This window comes from Nocardia sp. SSK8 (assembly GCF_037034205.1).
GTDB lineage: Bacteria > Actinomycetota > Actinomycetes > Mycobacteriales > Mycobacteriaceae > Nocardia.
Genome location: NZ_JBAGKD010000008.1, coordinates 172137 through 187006, shown reverse-complemented (window position 1 = coordinate 187006; position 14870 = coordinate 172137). Strand labels below are relative to the sequence as shown.

Annotated in this window: 17 protein-coding genes; 14 read left to right on the top strand and 3 right to left on the bottom strand. The window is 71.2% G+C overall.

The genetic code is table 11. The features are described from left to right. Window positions 1-306 precede the first annotated feature (306 nt). Window positions 307-921 carry an HAD family hydrolase gene (locus WA675_RS17520; protein ID WP_336085642.1) on the top strand — a complete coding sequence of 205 codons (615 nt, stop codon included), beginning with the start codon at window positions 307-309 and terminating at the stop codon, window positions 919-921. A gap of 61 nt (window positions 922-982) precedes the next feature. Next, a complete protein-coding gene (locus WA675_RS17515) occupies window positions 983-1573 on the top strand; it encodes a class I SAM-dependent methyltransferase (protein WP_336085641.1) in 591 nt (196 codons plus the stop codon). Here the strand turns inward: WA675_RS17515 and WA675_RS17510 are convergent. Both WA675_RS17510 and WA675_RS17505 read right to left on the bottom strand, forming a co-directional pair. Beyond that, window positions 1561-1782 carry an SDR family oxidoreductase gene (locus tag WA675_RS17510; RefSeq protein ID WP_336085640.1) on the bottom strand — a complete coding sequence of 74 codons (222 nt, stop codon included), beginning with the start codon at window positions 1780-1782 and terminating at the stop codon, window positions 1561-1563. The genes WA675_RS17515 and WA675_RS17510 overlap by 13 nt on opposite strands. 162 nt (window positions 1783-1944) lie before the next feature. Beyond that, window positions 1945-2142 carry a hypothetical protein gene (locus tag WA675_RS17505; RefSeq protein ID WP_336085639.1) on the bottom strand — a complete coding sequence of 66 codons (198 nt, stop codon included), beginning with the start codon at window positions 2140-2142 and terminating at the stop codon, window positions 1945-1947. A gap of 99 nt (window positions 2143-2241) precedes the next feature. Here WA675_RS17505 and WA675_RS17500 point away from each other — a divergent pair, with 99 nt between their 5' ends. The 4 genes from WA675_RS17500 (at window position 2242) to WA675_RS17485 (ending at window position 5102) form a co-directional block, all read left to right on the top strand. After that, window positions 2242-2613 (top strand): LysR substrate-binding domain-containing protein, encoded by a 372-nt coding sequence (locus tag WA675_RS17500; RefSeq protein WP_336085638.1) that lies wholly within the window; start codon window positions 2242-2244, stop codon window positions 2611-2613. Between the two features lie 86 nt (window positions 2614-2699). After that, window positions 2700-3137 carry a DUF4247 domain-containing protein gene (locus tag WA675_RS17495; protein ID WP_336085637.1) on the top strand — a complete coding sequence of 146 codons (438 nt, stop codon included), beginning with the start codon at window positions 2700-2702 and terminating at the stop codon, window positions 3135-3137. A 13-nt stretch (window positions 3138-3150) separates the two neighbouring features. Then, window positions 3151-3576 (top strand): DUF350 domain-containing protein, encoded by a 426-nt coding sequence (locus WA675_RS17490; RefSeq protein ID WP_336085635.1) that lies wholly within the window; start codon window positions 3151-3153, stop codon window positions 3574-3576. After that, window positions 3576-5102, top strand: coding sequence for a polyamine aminopropyltransferase (locus WA675_RS17485; RefSeq protein WP_336085634.1), 1527 nt, complete (start codon window positions 3576-3578; stop codon window positions 5100-5102). Before WA675_RS17490 ends, WA675_RS17485 begins: the two co-directional genes overlap by 1 nt. 79 nt (window positions 5103-5181) lie before the next feature. Here the strand turns inward: WA675_RS17485 and WA675_RS17480 are convergent, their stop codons facing one another. Continuing rightward, complete coding sequence (locus WA675_RS17480; RefSeq protein ID WP_336085633.1) at window positions 5182-6243, bottom strand: NAD-dependent epimerase/dehydratase family protein; 1062 nt, start codon at window positions 6241-6243, stop codon at window positions 5182-5184. 116 nt (window positions 6244-6359) lie between these two features. Here WA675_RS17480 and WA675_RS17475 point away from each other — a divergent pair, with 116 nt between their 5' ends. From WA675_RS17475 to WA675_RS17440, 8 genes are all read left to right on the top strand, one after another. Further along, window positions 6360-6983, top strand: a complete 624-nt coding sequence (locus WA675_RS17475) for a TetR/AcrR family transcriptional regulator (protein WP_336085632.1) — start codon at window positions 6360-6362, stop codon at window positions 6981-6983. A 95-nt stretch (window positions 6984-7078) separates the two neighbouring features. Further along, window positions 7079-7396: a nuclear transport factor 2 family protein gene (locus tag WA675_RS17470; protein WP_336085631.1), complete on the top strand. Its 318-nt coding sequence runs from the start codon at window positions 7079-7081 to the stop codon at window positions 7394-7396. Then, window positions 7393-8547 (top strand): alkaline phosphatase family protein, encoded by a 1155-nt coding sequence (locus WA675_RS17465; RefSeq protein ID WP_336085630.1) that lies wholly within the window; start codon window positions 7393-7395, stop codon window positions 8545-8547. The genes WA675_RS17470 and WA675_RS17465 overlap by 4 nt, the downstream gene beginning before the upstream one ends. Before the next feature lie 67 nt (window positions 8548-8614). Next, a complete protein-coding gene (locus WA675_RS17460) occupies window positions 8615-8935 on the top strand; it encodes a hypothetical protein (RefSeq protein WP_336085629.1) in 321 nt (106 codons plus the stop codon). A 156-nt stretch (window positions 8936-9091) separates the two neighbouring features. Beyond that, on the top strand, window positions 9092-10339 hold the full coding sequence (locus WA675_RS17455; protein WP_336085628.1) for a transcriptional regulator: 1248 nt from the start codon (window positions 9092-9094) through the stop codon (window positions 10337-10339). 99 nt (window positions 10340-10438) lie between these two features. Beyond that, window positions 10439-11926: an aldehyde dehydrogenase family protein gene (locus tag WA675_RS17450; RefSeq protein ID WP_336085627.1), complete on the top strand. Its 1488-nt coding sequence runs from the start codon at window positions 10439-10441 to the stop codon at window positions 11924-11926. Further along, the gene (locus tag WA675_RS17445) at window positions 11926-12333 is read left to right on the top strand and encodes a DUF779 domain-containing protein (protein ID WP_336085625.1); all 408 of its coding nucleotides are present in this window, start codon (window positions 11926-11928) and stop codon (window positions 12331-12333) included. Before WA675_RS17450 ends, WA675_RS17445 begins: the two co-directional genes overlap by 1 nt. A 206-nt stretch (window positions 12334-12539) precedes the next feature. Then, on the top strand, window positions 12540-14870 hold the full coding sequence (locus WA675_RS17440) for a sensor histidine kinase (RefSeq protein ID WP_336085624.1): 2331 nt from the start codon (window positions 12540-12542) through the stop codon (window positions 14868-14870).

Genomic DNA, 14870 nt, shown 5'->3' with positions numbered 1-14870 from the left:
GTCGTCGTCGGCACGATGGCGTCCTGTTCCGGTGTGCGCCGGGTGAATCGGCAGACGGTGCGGATGTGCACTCGACGCCAACCGGCGGACCCTTGTCGTGCGCAAGGGTTTTCATCACCGAGCGAAAACACTCTGACCTGCTGTGATGTCGAACCGGCACGCGATGCCGCGTGCTTGTCCCCTCCCCCATCACTTTTCGGCAGCCTGTGCAGCGGGGGTTCCACGTGAATCAGTGACGCGTACGCACGCACCCCCAGAGGCGCACGACCGCACACCCGCGGCGGCCGCCGTCGCTAGGCTCGCCGGGTGACTCTCACCGTCGGCTTCGATCTGGATATGACGCTCATCGACTCGCGCCCCGGGGTGGCCGTGGCGATCGACACCCTGGCCGCCGAGTTCGATCTGCCGATGGTCGGCGCGCACTTCGCCGAGCATCTGGGCCCGCCGCTGGCGACCCTGCTCGGTGACGCCGGTGCCCCCGACGACCTGATCCCGCACCTGGTCACCCGCTACCGCGAGCTCTACCCCGGCGTCATCGACCGCATCCCCGCCCTGCCCGGCGCGGCCGACGCGCTCGCCGCCGTGCGCGCGGATGGCGGGCGGGCGCTGGTGGTGACCGGCAAGTACGAGCCGCACGCGCGGCTGCACGTCGAGCACCTCGGCTGGGAGGTCGACCATCTCGCCGGTGACCTGTGGTCCACCGGCAAGGCCGAGGTGCTCACCGCGCAGTCCGCCGACGTCTTCGTCGGCGATCACGCGGGCGACATGCGCGGGGCCAAGGCCGCCGGGGTGCTGGCGGTCGGGGTGACGACCGGGCCCTACGACGCCGACGGATTGCGTACCGCGGGTGCCGATATCGTCCTCGACGACCTCACCGGATTCACCGAGTGGCTGTCCGCGCACGCGGCGAGCATCGGCTGAGCGCACCGCAGCTTTTCGGGCCGGACCGGAACCCCGTGGGCGCGTTGCCCGTTGACCGGTCATGCCGACGGACCCCTACTGGAACCACAACACCCACTACCACCCCTGGATCCTCGACCAGGTGCCCGCCCACGCCCGCACGGCACTCGATATCGGCTGCGGTGACGGCCTGCTCGCCCGCAAGCTGGCCACCCGCTGCGACGCGGTCCTCGGCGTCGACCTCGACGGGCAGGCCGTCGCCGCGGCCCCGACCGCACCGAATGTCCACTACGAGAAGGCCGACTTCCGCGATGTGGACGACACCTTCGATGTCGTCACCGCGGTGGCCACCCTGCATCACGTCCCCCTGGCCGAGGGCATGGCCGCCTTACGCGCGCTGGTAGCTCCCGGTGGCGTCCTCGCCGTCGTCGGCTTGTGGAAGATGCACCCCCTCACCGATATCGGCTATCTCCCCCTGCTGCCGGTCATCTGGGCCACCGACCGCCGCCACCGCGCCGTCGCGGGCGGCCCCGAGGTCGCGATCCGCGACCCCGAGGACACCCTCGCCGACATCCGCGAGGCCGCCGCCACCCACCTCCCCGGCGCCCAGCTGCGCCGCCGCCTGCTGTGGCGCTACACCCTGCTCTGGCAGAACACGGGTCACTGCGCATAGGCGCTCACCAGACCGCCGTCGATGACGATGTCCTGGCCGGTGACGTAGGCGGCTTCCGCGGAGCCGAGGAAGGCGACGAGGTCGGCGATTTCGTCGGCGCGCCCGAAACGCCCCGCGACGACACGGGCGGCCGCCGCGGTGGCGAAGTCGGGGGTCATGGCGGCGGTGGACATGGGGGTGTCGATGTAGCCGGGGCTGATGGAGTTCACCCGGATGCCGCGCGGCCCGAGTTCGGTGGCGGCGGCGGTGACGGTCCTCGCCGCGTCCGGTGACGACGACCGTCGCGCCCTCGGACAGGAGACGGCGCGCGGTGGCGAGTCCCATGCCGCTGGTGCCGCCGGTGACGAGGGCGATCTTGCCGGTGTAGCGGGTCATGCGTGTCCTCCGGTGAGGTGGTCGGCCAGGGCGGGGAGCCAGGCGGGGTGGTTGTTGCCGACGAGGTGGTCGCCACCGGGAACCCGCAGGGCCGCGGCCGCGACGTAATAGCCGCCCAGGCTCAGCCCGACGATGCTCACCCGGTCGACACCGAGCGCGTCGACGGCCGCGCCGATGACCGACGGATAGTCCACCGACAGCGCCGAATTCGCGATCCGCGCGCCCGGCTCACCGAGGACGGGGCACGCTTCCTTCCCGCGGCGCGCGAGGCCCTCGCCGCCGCCGATCGGGCCGTGTCGATCCTGCGCGACGAACGGCGTCCGCTGCGCCTGGATGTGTGGGGTCACCTGTACGCGCCGCTGCGCACCCTCGCCCCGCTCGCGGACGACCCCGACGCGCCCGCCCTGGCCCCCGGGCACGGCCGCGACCTGCCCGATGTCGCCGCCGCGCTGGCCCGCGGCGAGATCGACGCCGGGTTCGGCCGCGTCCACCCGCCGCTGCCCGCGGGCCTGACCCACCGGCTGATCCGCCTGGAACCGGTCGACGTCCTGCTCGGGCCCGACCACCCGCTCGCCACCGCGACCGCGCTGCGGCCCGGCCAGCTGCGCGACAGCGTCCTGCACTGCCCTGACAACCGGTATGTCCGGTTCCCCGGGCGGGGGTGATAGAGTCCGGCGGGATTTCTACGGGGAGGGCTTCTCATCAGTACAACGCCGACTGCCGTGCGGCACACCGGGATCGGGGTGGCACGGTGAACCGGACGCGCTGGATCGTGGCGGGGATTCTGGCCACGGTGGCCGTGATCATCACCGCCTTCATCGTGGTGCTGGTGACCGGCGCCGAGGATCCGCGCGAATTCGTCGCCGAGAAATACCAGCGGTCCCGCGCGCTCGACCAGGCCAACAACGGCATCGCGTTCACCACGACCGGCACCCCCGCGGCGGTGGCCGCCGCCATCGCCAAGGCCACCGACCCGCGCGACCGGCGCAACACCGGCGACAACCACTACCTGCGTTTCGCCGACGACCTGATCGCGGTGTCGCCGCACGCGGGCGGCTCGCTGATCCTGGTGGACAGTCTCGCCAACGGTGTCCGCAGGCACCACTCGCACGTCACCAGCTACGGCTGGACCAGCGGTTCGGCCGCGGGCGACTACCGCGGTGGCGGTAGCGATTCCGGCGGCAAGTAGAAGGAGGACACTCATGCTCGCCGACCTGGCGGCGGACGCGGGCGCAGCGCTCGCCTATTCCGCGGTGGGAATCGTGTTGATGGCCGTCGGTTTCGGTCTCGTCGACCTGCTCACGCCCGGCGATCTGCGCGCCCAGATCTGGCTCGAACGCAATCGCAATGCCGCGATCCTGCTGGCCTCGAATCTGTTCGGTGTCGGCGTCATCGTGGCCGCCGCCATCTGGACTTCCGAGGGCCGGATCGCGCAGGCGCTGCTGGCCAGCGCGATCTACGGCGTGATCGGCCTGGCCGCCATGGCGGCGGCGTTCGTGCTGCTCGACGCGCTCACCCCGGGTGACTTCCGGGCCGTGGTGGCTGATCCGGAACCGCATCCGGCGGTGTGGGTGACCGCGTCGGCGCATGTGGCGGTGGCGCTGGTGGTGGCCGCGGGCCTGACCTGATGCCCCGGCACCGCCTGGCCAGGGCGGCCCTGCTGGCGACGGTGTTCGTCTGCGCCGCCTGCGGTCTGGTGTACGAGCTGTCGCTGGTGACCCTGGGCAGCTACCTGATCGGCGACACCGCCGCGCAGGCCTCGATCACGCTGAGCGTGATGGTGTGCGCCATGGGTGTCGGCGCGCTGGCCGCCAAACCGCTGCGCCGTTGCGCGGCCGCGGCGTTCGTCGCGGTGGAGCTGGCGCTGGCGGTGATCGGCGGGCTCTCGGTGGCCGCGCTGTACGCCAGCTACGCCTGGCTCAATCTCTACACCGCGGCCCTGGTGGTGGCGGCCGCGGTGATCGGCACGCTGGTCGGCGCGGAGATCCCGCTGCTGATGGAGCTGCTGCAGCAGGTCCGCAAGCAGGAGGCCAGCAGTGCGGTGGCCGACCTGTTCGCCGCGGACTACGTCGGCGCGCTGCTGGGCGGGCTGGCGTTCCCGTTCCTGCTGCTGCCGGTGTTCGGCCAGATCCGCGGCAGCCTGGTGGTGGGCGTGGTCAATGCCGTCGCGGGGCTGGCGCTGGCGTTCTTCTTCTTCCGCGACAAGATGACCCGGGCCGCCCGGCACAGCCTGGTCGCCGCGACCCTGGTGGTGGCGACCGGACTCACCAGCGCCTATCTCTACGCCGACCGGTTCGAGGCGACCGCGCAGCAGGCGCTGTTCGCGCACCCGATCGTCTGGCAGACCCGCACGCCGTATCAGCAGATCGTGCTCACCGAGTCGTTCTCCCCCTTCGGCACCACCGACACCCGGCTCTATCTCAACGGCGGGCTGCAGTTCTCCTCGGTCGACGAGTACCGCTATCACGAGGCGCTGGTCCATCCCGTGCTCGCGGGGTCCCGGCGCTCGGTGCTGGTGCTCGGGGGCGGCGACGGGCTCGCGCTGCGCGAGATCCTGCGCTACCGCGAGGTCGAGCAGGTGACGCTGGTGGAACTCGACCCGGCCATGATCGAGCTCGCCCGCACCGACCCGCGCCTCACCGCACTCAACCGGCACTCCTTCGACGACCCCCGGGTGCGGGTGGTCACCGCGGACGCGTTCGCCTGGTTACGCGGCGCCCCAGGACTTTTCGACGCGGTGATCGTCGACCTGCCCGACCCGGACCAGACCTCGGTGGCCAAGCTGTACTCCCAGGAGTTCTACGCCATGACGGCGAACGTGCTGGCCCCCGGTGCGCGGATGGTGGTGCAGTCCGGGTCCCCGTTCTTCGCGCCGCGCTCGTTCTGGACCATCGACGCCACCGTGCGCGCGGCCGGGTTGCGCACCACGCCCTACCACGTGGACGTGCCGAGCTTCGGCGACTGGGGTTTCGTCCTGGCCGCCGCCGACACCCCGGTCCCGGCCCTGCGCACCCCCGGCCCGCTGCGCTCGCTCGACGACCGTACCCTCACCGCGGCCACCGTCTTCGCCCCCGATCGTCGCGCGGCTGACCCCGAGGCGTCCACGCTCATGCACCCGGTGATCCTGGACCTGCAACGCCAGGAGTGGCGCTGACCGCCACGGCCACGGTCCCCTCGTGGTCACGGCCACCCGGTGGTCACGCCCGCCCGGTGGTCACGCGCCCGCCCAGCGGTCACGCCCGTCCAGCGGTCACAGCCGCCCGGCGGGGTCGGGCGCCCGGCGCGGTGACGATGCCGAAGGCGATCAGGCTGTCGGCGGTGTCGCGGACGGTCTGCTCGATCGGGCGCATGGTCCAGCCCAGTTCGCGGCGGGCCTTGTCGGCGGTGACCCATTCGGTGCGGCCCAGCGTGGGTAGCGTCAGCCGGACGCTCTTGTCGAACAGCGCGACCAGGCGGATCAGCACATCCGGCAGCACCCTGGTCGGCACCCGGAAGCCCTGCGCGGTGTAGTCACGTGCCAGCAGCCGCGCCAGATCCCCCATCCACAGCGGATCGCCCGCGCAGATGTAGCGATTGCCCGCGGCGGCAGGCACTTCCATCGCCAGGCGATGCGCCACCGCCAGATCGCGGACATCGACCGGGCTCCAGCCGGTGCGCACCGAGCCCGGCACCTCGGCGCCCAGCAGCCGCTGCACCGGGACGTGCGAGGTGCTGGTCCGGGGTTCGAGCAGCGGGCCCAGGATCATGCCCGGGTTCAGCACGACGAGTTCTGCTCCGTCGCTGTGTGATTCGGTGAAGTCCCAGGCCGCGCGCTCGGCCAGGGTTTTGCTCTTCTGATAGGCCGCGGCCCGGTCCAGGACCGTCCAGTCCTGTTCGGTGCGGACGGCGTCGACCTCGTGGCCGTAGGCGACAGCGGCCACCGAGGAGGTGAGCACCACCCGGCGCACGCCCGCGGCCGCGGCGGCGCGCAGCACCCGCAGCGTGCCCTCGACGGCGGGTTCGATCAGGTCGCGCTCGTGCGCGGGCGGGGCCGACGGGAACGGCGAGGCGACGTGGAATACCGTGTCGCAGCCCGCCACGGCCTCGGCCCAGCCCGCGTCGGTGTCGAGCGAGGCGGCAGCGAAGTCCAGCTCGCCCCCGGTGTGGCGGGCGAGCTCGACGAGGTGAGCGCGCTTGGCGTGCGCGCCGAGGTCGCGCACGGTGCCGCGCACGGCGTAGCCGTGGTGGAGCAGTTCGGCGATGACGTGGCCCGCGACGAATCCCGTCGCGCCGGTGACGAGTACCCGAGTGGTCATGGTGGTTCACCCTTCGTGGGAAGCCGCCCATCTGAGCGGTGCTCAAATAATCTAAACACCGCATAGATTTCCTGTCCAGTGCCGATTCCGGCGGAGCTCTGGCCTACGCTCGCAGCGTGAAGCGCACCAAGTACCACCACGGCGACCTGCGGGCCACGCTGATGGACGCCTGCCTGCGCCTGATCGAGACCGAGGGGCTGGCGGCGGTGAGCCTGCGCCGGGTAGCCAGGGAGGCCGGGGTCAGCAGCGGCGCGCCGTACCACCATTTCGCCGATCGCGCCGCGCTGCTCTCGGCACTGTCGGTCGACGGCTTCCAGCAGCTCGCCGCCGAGCTCACCACGGCCAAGGCGGACGCGGACTCGCCGCTGGACGCGCTGACGCGGCTGGCCGAGGGCTACGTGCGCTTCTCCCGCGAGCATCCCGCGCAGTTCCGGCTGATGTTCCGGCCCGAACTGTCCCAGCCGGAGAAGCATCCGGACGCGCACGCCGCCGGGGACGCCGCCTTCGAGATCCTGGCGGGCACCGTCACCGAGGCCGTCGCCGCCGGCGTGCTGCCCGCCGACCGCGCGGCCACCCTCGCCATCACCTGGTGGGGGCTCGCGCACGGCCTGTCCTCACTGTGGCTCGACGGCCATCTCGACAACCGCAGCGCGCAACTCGGCACACCGACCCCGGAGCTGGTCGAGGCGATCATGCGGGGCTTCACCGCGCTCGTCGCGGCGCCGCGCACCGAGTCCTGACGCGCCGCCGTTATTCCCGTGATCCGGCCTGGTCACTCCCCTAGAGTGGACAACACTGCTCCACCGTTGCGTTTTCGACTCGACCAGGAGGCCGGATGACTGGCACCGCGAAACTCGACCCGGTGGTCGAGGCGTTCGTCGACGCGCTCAACACCCAGGACACCGACCGGTTCTACGGTGTGCTGACCGAGGACGCCACCATGTCCGACGACGGCGTGGAACGCAATCTGGCGCAGTGGACCGAAGCCGAGATCTTCAGCGCCAACGGACATCTCGTCGTCGAATCGGTCGACGACGGCGGCCTGGCACTGACCGCCGACTACACCAACAGTCGCTGGGGATCGATGCGTACCACCTGGCGGTTCGTCCTGCGGGACGGGCTGATCAGCCGATTCGAAACCGGGCAGGCGTGACCGACGACAACTTTCTGATTCCGCGTTACGGCGACGGCTCGCTCGCCGATCTCCTCCCCTCCGTCCTGGCCTGCCTCGGCGCCCCCGGCGAGACCGACCGGATCGGGCTCGCGCTCGACGTCGACCACGTGTGCGTCCTGCTCGTCGACGGCCTCGGCGCCCTGGCGCTGGCCGCGCACGCCGCCGCGGCACCGTTCCTGACCAGCCTGCCCGCCGCCACCCTCACCACCGGCTTCCCCAGCACCACCGCCACCAGCCTCACCACCCTCGGCGCGGGCGTCCCGCCCGGCGAGCACGGTGTGGTCGGCTACCAGGTGCGGCTGCCCGGCGAGGAGCGGCTCTTCAACATGCTGCGCTGGCAGCTGGTCGGCGACGGTCCCAAGGTCGACACCATGACCGCGTTCCCGCCGGAGCGAATCCAGCCGTGCCCCACCGTGTTCGAGCGCGCGAGCGCCGCCGGGATCGCCGCGGTGCAGGTCGCGCCGGGCTACCAGGACGGGTCGGGGCTGACCAGGGCGGGCTGGCGCGGTGGTGGTTTCCGGGCCGCGTTCTCGGTGGGCGATCTGGTCGACGGTGTCGCCCAGGCCATCAGCTCCGCGCCCAAGACGCTGGTGTACACCTACCACGCGGATCTGGACAGCACCGGGCACGCCCGCGGGCCCGCCGCCAACGCCTGGCGGTACGAGCTGGCCAATGTCGACCGGATCGCCGCCGAGGTCGCCGCCGTGCTGCCCCCGCGCTCGGCGCTGATCGTCACCGCCGACCACGGGATGGTCGAGCTGGTCGACCGCATCGACTTCGCCACCGACCCGTCCCTGTCCGACGAGGTCGTCGCGCTGGCCGGGGAACCGCGCGCCCGCCACGTCTACACCGAGGACGGCGCGCTGGACCGGGTCGCCGAGACCTGGCGCGGTGTGCTCGGGGACCGTTTCGTCGTGCGGACCAGGGCCGAGGCGATCGCCGCGGGCTGGTTCGGGCCGCGGGTCAGCGCGGACGCGGCGGCGCGGATCGGCGATCTGGTCGTGCTGGCCACCGGCGACGCCGGGGTGATCCGGTCCAACACCGAGGCGCTACAGACGCTGATGATCGGTCATCACGGCTCGCTGACCCCCGAGGAAGTGCTGGTTCCGCTGCGGATCCACCGCACCTGAGGCCCACCGCATAGGCTGTCAGCGACTCGGTGCGCACGAGCGCACAGCGGACCCTCCAGGAGGAACCATGCACGCCAGCACCCGAACCGGCGCCATCGCGGTGGGCGTGGCCGTGCTGGCCGTGCTGACCGGCGGGTGCGCCGAGGTGGAGCGCGTCCTGAACCAGGGTGGCGAGACCAGCTGCCGCGACTACGTCAACCAGGACCCCGACACCAAGCGGATCACCATCACCAAGGCGATCAAGCAGCGCAACGGCACCGACAACGAACCGGCGGGCACCCTGGTCGACTCGATGATCGTGCAGGTGGATCTGCTGTGCGCGGGCCAGCGCAATGTCGACACCCCGATCAAGAACGCCGATATCGCGGGACTGTTCCTCAACAAGTGACGCGCGGGCCGTCAAGGCACCGCGACACCCCCGCTCACGACGACCGCGCTGGCTGCCGCAAACGGTATGCGCCGCCGGGGCGCACCTGATAGAACAGGAAGCGCCACACCGGTTCTCGCCGCTGACCGGTGCGTCACCGACGAGCAGGGAGTGAACGTGGGCGCACACGACGACCCGATCGCCGGCCCGCCCCGGCCCGACCGGCTCTCGGACTACCGCGGCGCGCTGGAGAAGCAGTGGGACCGGCTGGCGGGCCCCTCGCGCCCGATGCGGCTGCCCCGCGACACCGGCCCTGTGCGCACCGAGGTCGCCGAATCCTGGCAGCGTTCCCTGCACACCGTGGACCCGCACCGCACCGTCGCGCCCGGCTTCAACGACATCAGCGACCGCTGGTCGGAATCGCCGCTGCGCAGGCCGGTCACCGAGCTCGCGGGCCAGTTGCGCGGGATGGCCGAGGAATCCGGCTATCTGGCGGTGGTCAGTGACGAGTCGGGCACCATTCTGTGGACCGCGGGCGACCGGACGCTGCGCAGGCAGGGCGAGCAGGTGAACTTCGCGCCCGGCGGGGTCTGGGACGAGAGCCACATGGGCACCAACGGCCTGTCGCTGGCGCTGCACGACGACAAGGCCGTCACGGTGTTCTCCGCCGAACATCTCGTCGCCGCCCTGCACGGCTGGGTCTGCTATTCCGCGCCCATCCACGGACCCGACGGCAGGCAGGTCGGCGTGCTGGATCTGTCCTCCACCTGGGAGCGCTCGCATCCGATGGTGATGACCTCGGTGCGTGCCCTGGTGACCGCCGTGGAGACCATGCTGCGCGCCGAGGCCCCCGCGCCCGCGCCGGGCGTGCGGCTCGAATGTCTCGGTGCCGCACGGCTGTTGCGCGACGGACGGCCGGTGCCGCTGCCGCCCCGCCAGCTCGAGATCCTGGCACTGCTGGCGCTCGAACCCGAGGGCTACACCCCCGAACAGCTGCACGCCGCGGTGTACGGCGATCGCGGGGTCTCGCTCAATACACTCAAAGCCGATGTCTCGCACCTGCGCCGGGCCACCCGCGGCGAGATCGCCAACCGGCGCTACATGCTCACCGGCCCGGTCTCCTGCGACGCGGTCGATCTGCTCGCCGCCATCGAGGGCGGCGATCTCACCTCCGCGCTGTGGCTGTATCGCGGGCCGCTGCTGCCCGGTTCGGATCTGCCCGGCGTGGAACAGTGGCGCGCGCACCTGGATGTGGGCATCCGCAACGCGGTGCTCACCAGCGACCGGCCCGAGCACGCCGTGGCCTTCGGCCAGCGCTGCCCCGGCGATATCGCCATCCACGAGCACGCCCTGCGGCTGCTGCCCCGCGACGATGTCCGCCGGGCCGTCGTCACGGCCCGTCTCTTCACCGCGCGTCAGTCCTGATCCACCTTCTGACCTGCGCGAACACCGTCACCAACCTCGTACCAACCTTCGCCGACCATAGTGTGAGCCACCACGCACAGGTCGCGAGGAGCGAGGCGCATGATCTACGGCAAGCCCGGATCGGATACCGGCATAGTCAGCTATGCCGCCCGGTACGACAACTTCATCGGAGGCGACTGGGTCGCCCCCGTCGAAGGCCGGTACTTCGACAACACCTCGCCGGTCGACGGCGAGATCTTCTGCGCCGTCGCCCGTTCCACCGCCGCCGATGTCGACCGCGCGGTCCGCGCCGCCCACGCCGCTGGTGACCGCTGGGCCGCCACCTCCGTCGCCGAGCGCGCCGAGATCCTGCTCACCATCGCCGACCGGATCGAGAACAGCCTCGAACCCCTGGCCGTGGCCGAGACCTGGGACAACGGCAAGCCCATCCGCGAGACCCTGCACGCGGACCTGCCGCTGGCCATCGACCACTTCCGCTACTTCGCCGGGGTGCTGCGCGCCCAGGAGGGCGGCATCTCGCAGATCGACGCCGACACCGTCGCCTACCATCTGCACGAACCGCTCGGCGTCGTCGGCCAGATCCTGCCGTGGACCTTCCCGATCGTGATGGCGGCCTGGCAGCTCGCCCCCGCGCTGGCCGCGGGCAACTGCGTGGTCGTCAAGCCCGCCGAGCAGACCCCGGCTTCGCTGCTGCTCATCGTGGAACTGATCGCGGATCTGCTGCCGCCGGGCGTGCTCAATGTGGTCAACGGTCTCGGTCTGGAGGCGGGCAAGCCGCTGGCCCAGCACCCGAAGGTCGCCAAGATCGCGTTCACCGGCGAGACCGCCACGGCCCAGCTGATCCTGCGGTACGCCGGGGAGAACCTCGTCCCGGTGTCGCTCGAGTTGGGGGGTAAGAGCCCCAACATCTTCCTGCCGGATGTCATGGCCGCCGACGACGACTATCTCGACAAGGCCGTCGAAGGTTTCGTGATGTTCGCCCTGAACCAGGGCGAGGTGTGCACGTGCCCGTCACGCGCGCTGATCCACGCGTCGATCTACGACGAATTCCTCGCCCGCTGCATCGCCCGCACCGAGGCCGTCGTGTCCGGTCATCCGCTCGACACCGAGACGATGATCGGCGCGCAGGCAGGCAACGACCAGTACGAGAAGATCCTGTCCTACCTGGACATCGGCAGAGCCGAAGGCGCCCGCGTGCTGACTGGAGGGGAAGCACGCAAGGTCGACGGACTGCCGGGTGGGTACTACATCGAACCCACCATCTTCGAGGGTGAGAACACGATGCGGATCTTCCAGGAGGAGATCCTCGGCCCGGTCGTGGCGGTCACCCGCTTCGACAGCACCGACGAGGCCATCCGCATCGCGAACGACACCCGCCACGGCCTCGGTGCGGGGGTCTGGACCCGCGATCTGCCCACCGCGCATCGGCTCGGTCGCGGCCTCGACGCCGCTCGGGTCTGGATGAACTGCTCGCACGCCTACCCGGCGCACGCCGCCGGGGAGAACCACGCCATGACGCTAGGCCACTATCAGCAGACCAAGAACCTGCTGGTCAGCTACTCGACGACGAAACTCGGGATGTTCTGATGCAGAACCGGATACACCGTGTGGAGATCACCGAACGCGCGCAGACCCTGCTCCGGCGCCTCATCGAGGACAACGGCCCCGTGCTGTTCCGCCAGACGGGCGAATGCCGCGACGACAATCTCACCCCGGTGTGCCTATCGGCCAAGCAGTTCCCGATCGAGAAGGACGACGTGCTGCTCGGGCGGCTGAGCTGGCACACCGAATTCTGGATCAGCCCTGAGCAATACGAATGCTGGAAGGGCACCCACCTCACCGTCGACGCGGTGCGCGGCCAGGCCGGTGCCGAGTCGCTGGAGGCCGGGGCGGGCATGCGGTTCGTGCTGCGCGCCCGCAGGCTCACCGACGCGGAGAACGCGGCGCTGGCCGCCGGACCGCCCCCACGCACGGGCGCCGACCGCACGCTGTAGCGGCGCCCCACGACCTGACCTGGCGGGATCTTCCCGGTACCGCCAGGCCACGGCGAGCCCCCGCCGACTGGGCCATCGCGGCTCAGCCGGCGGGGCGCGCTCGCCGACCCCCGCGCATAGCAAACACGTTCCGCCGCAATCCAAATCACATCCCGCTCACCGAGACACGCACGACAGATCTGCAACGATTCCGTTACGTTATGGCGATGTTCTTAGCGAGACTCGGTGTTCGCACCCGGATTCTGGCGATCGCTCTTGTACCCAGTCTCACCCTGGTGGTGGTCGGCGTCGGTACGGCGGGCTACCTCGTCGAAGAGAGCAACAAGGCCAAGAGCTGGGCCTCGGAGATGGAAGCGGCGGGGCCGTTCACCCGTGAACTGATCGAATCGGTGCAGTCCGAACGTCAGCTGACCCTGGCCCATCTCGCCGGTGACGAGACCGCCGCGACCGCGCTGCCGCCCGCCCGCGCGCGCCTGGACGCCGCCTTCAAGGCGCTCATCGACATCTCCGAGGGTATCCGCGAGATCGACGATTCCGAGATCGGTGACGACAAGGGCGGTTTCAACACCCTCGGCACCCATCTCAACGGCGTGCGCGGTGGCGCCGACGCCCGCATGCTGCCCGCCGCGGACGCCTACACCTTCTACAACCGGCTGCTCGACGTGTTCACCCAGGGCACCAAGGTCGCCGAGCGCGCGGCGCCCGACGCCGTGGTCGCCTCGGGTGTGGCCGAGGGCCTGCGCGTGCTCAATGCCGCGGAGTCGATGTCGCGCAGCAACGCGCTGGCGCTGTCGCTGGTGGCCACCGACGGGTCCTCCGGAATCCCGCTCGAGGAGTTCACCCGCCAGAGCGGCTTCTACCACAACGAAGTCGCCAACATCACCGCCGAACTCACCGAGGCGCAGCGCGCCGCGCTCGGCGCGCTGACCTCCTCCTCGGCCTGGCAGCAGCTCACCGAGATGGAAAACGCCGTCGCCCAGTACTACGCGGCGCTCAACGCCGCCACCGCGGCCGGTGCCAAGCAGCCGTCGCTGCCGTCACTGCCATTCACCACCGCCGAGTGGCAGACCGCCGCGGCCGAGGTGAATCGCGGTCTACTCGACGCCTACACCGGCCACAACCGCGAGGTGCAGCGGGTGGCGCAGGACACCGCGCGTCAGGCCGAGATCAACGCGGCGCTGGCCGGTGGCGGCGTGCTCGCGCTGACCGTGCTGGTGTTCCTGATCGCGGTCATCCTGGCCAACCGGATCATCCGCCGGCTGCGCAGGCTGCGCACCGAAACCCTGGCGCTGGCCGACGAACAGCTGCCCGCCACCATGCGCACCCTGCGCGAGGGCGGCGATATCGACGCCGCCGAGACGACCCCGACGCTGGACTTCGGCCACGACGAGATCGGCCAGGTGGCCAAGGCCTTCGAGCACGCCGCCTCGGCCGCGCTGCGCGCCGCCGTCGACGAGGCCCGCACCCGCGAGGGCGTGCGCGCGGTGTTCCTCAATATCGCCCACCGCAGCCAGATCGTGGTGCACCGCCAGCTCGAGATCCTCGACGAAGCCGAACGGCGCCAGGAGGATCCGGCGCTGCTCGAGACGCTGTTCCGGCTCGACCACCTGGCCACCCGCGAACGCCGCAACGCCGAGAACCTGATCATCCTGGGCGGCGGCCGCCCGGGCCGCCAGTGGCGCAACCCGATTCCGGTCATGGACGTGGTGCGCTCGGCCATCGGCGAGACCCTCGACTACGCGCGGGTGCGCGTCACCAAGCTGCCCGAGGTGAACGTGGTGGGCACCGTGGTCGCCGACCTCGTGCACCTGCTCGCCGAGCTGGTCGACAACGCCACCGCGTTCTCCCCGCCGCAGTCGCGGGTGGAGGCGGGCGGCAATATCGTCGGCAAGGGCGTGGTCATCGAGATCACCGACCAGGGCATGGGCATGAGCCCCGAGGACCTGGCCCGCTACAACGACATGCTGGCCGATCCGCCGGACTTCGGTGTCGGCACGCTGTCCTCGGACTCGCGTCTCGGCCTGTTCGTGGTCGCGCGCCTGTCCACCGCGCACGGAGTCTCGGTGCGGCTCAGCGAATCCGACTACGGCGGCATCCGGGCCATCGTGCTCATCCCGCAGCAGCTGCTGGCGGGCGAGGCCGACGCCTCGACCCTCCCGCCCGCGATGACCGGTCCGCTGCGCCGCGGTCTGCCGCCCGCCCCGGAACCCGCGCCGGTGGTCGCGATCGAGCAGGCGCCCGCGCCGGTGGCCACCTTGGTCGCCGATCCGCCCGCGCCGCCGCGCCCGGTGGCGCCCGCCCCGGAAGCGCCCGCCGTGCCCCAGTACACCACCGACGAGCGGCCCGCGCTGCCGCGCCGCAACCGGCAGGCCAATATCGCCCCCGAGCTCACCGAGCCCGCCGCCGAGGCGCCCCGGGCGCCGGAGCGGCCGCGCTCGGCCGAGCAGGCGCGCGACATCATGTCGGCGATCGAGAACGGTACCCGGCAGGGCCGCAAACCCCTGACGGAATCGAATCAGGACGAACAGGAAGGCTGA

Excerpts from the sequence above, each read along its gene's own strand:
- WA675_RS17485 (WP_336085634.1), top strand. The coding sequence starts at position 3,576 with ATGCCCCGGCACCGCCTGGCCAGGGCGGCCCTGCTGGCGACGGTGTTC.
- WA675_RS17450 (WP_336085627.1), top strand. The coding sequence starts at position 10,439 with ATGATCTACGGCAAGCCCGGATCGGATACCGGCATAGTCAGCTATGCC.
- WA675_RS17515 (WP_336085641.1), top strand. The coding sequence starts at position 983 with ATGCCGACGGACCCCTACTGGAACCACAACACCCACTACCACCCCTGG.
- WA675_RS17480 (WP_336085633.1), bottom strand. The coding sequence starts at position 6,243 with ATGACCACTCGGGTACTCGTCACCGGCGCGACGGGATTCGTCGCGGGC.
- WA675_RS17460 (WP_336085629.1), top strand. The coding sequence starts at position 8,615 with ATGCACGCCAGCACCCGAACCGGCGCCATCGCGGTGGGCGTGGCCGTG.
- WA675_RS17445 (WP_336085625.1), top strand. The coding sequence starts at position 11,926 with ATGCAGAACCGGATACACCGTGTGGAGATCACCGAACGCGCGCAGACC.
- WA675_RS17440 (WP_336085624.1), top strand. The coding sequence starts at position 12,540 with ATGTTCTTAGCGAGACTCGGTGTTCGCACCCGGATTCTGGCGATCGCT.
- WA675_RS17470 (WP_336085631.1), top strand. The coding sequence starts at position 7,079 with ATGACTGGCACCGCGAAACTCGACCCGGTGGTCGAGGCGTTCGTCGAC.
- WA675_RS17490 (WP_336085635.1), top strand. The coding sequence starts at position 3,151 with ATGCTCGCCGACCTGGCGGCGGACGCGGGCGCAGCGCTCGCCTATTCC.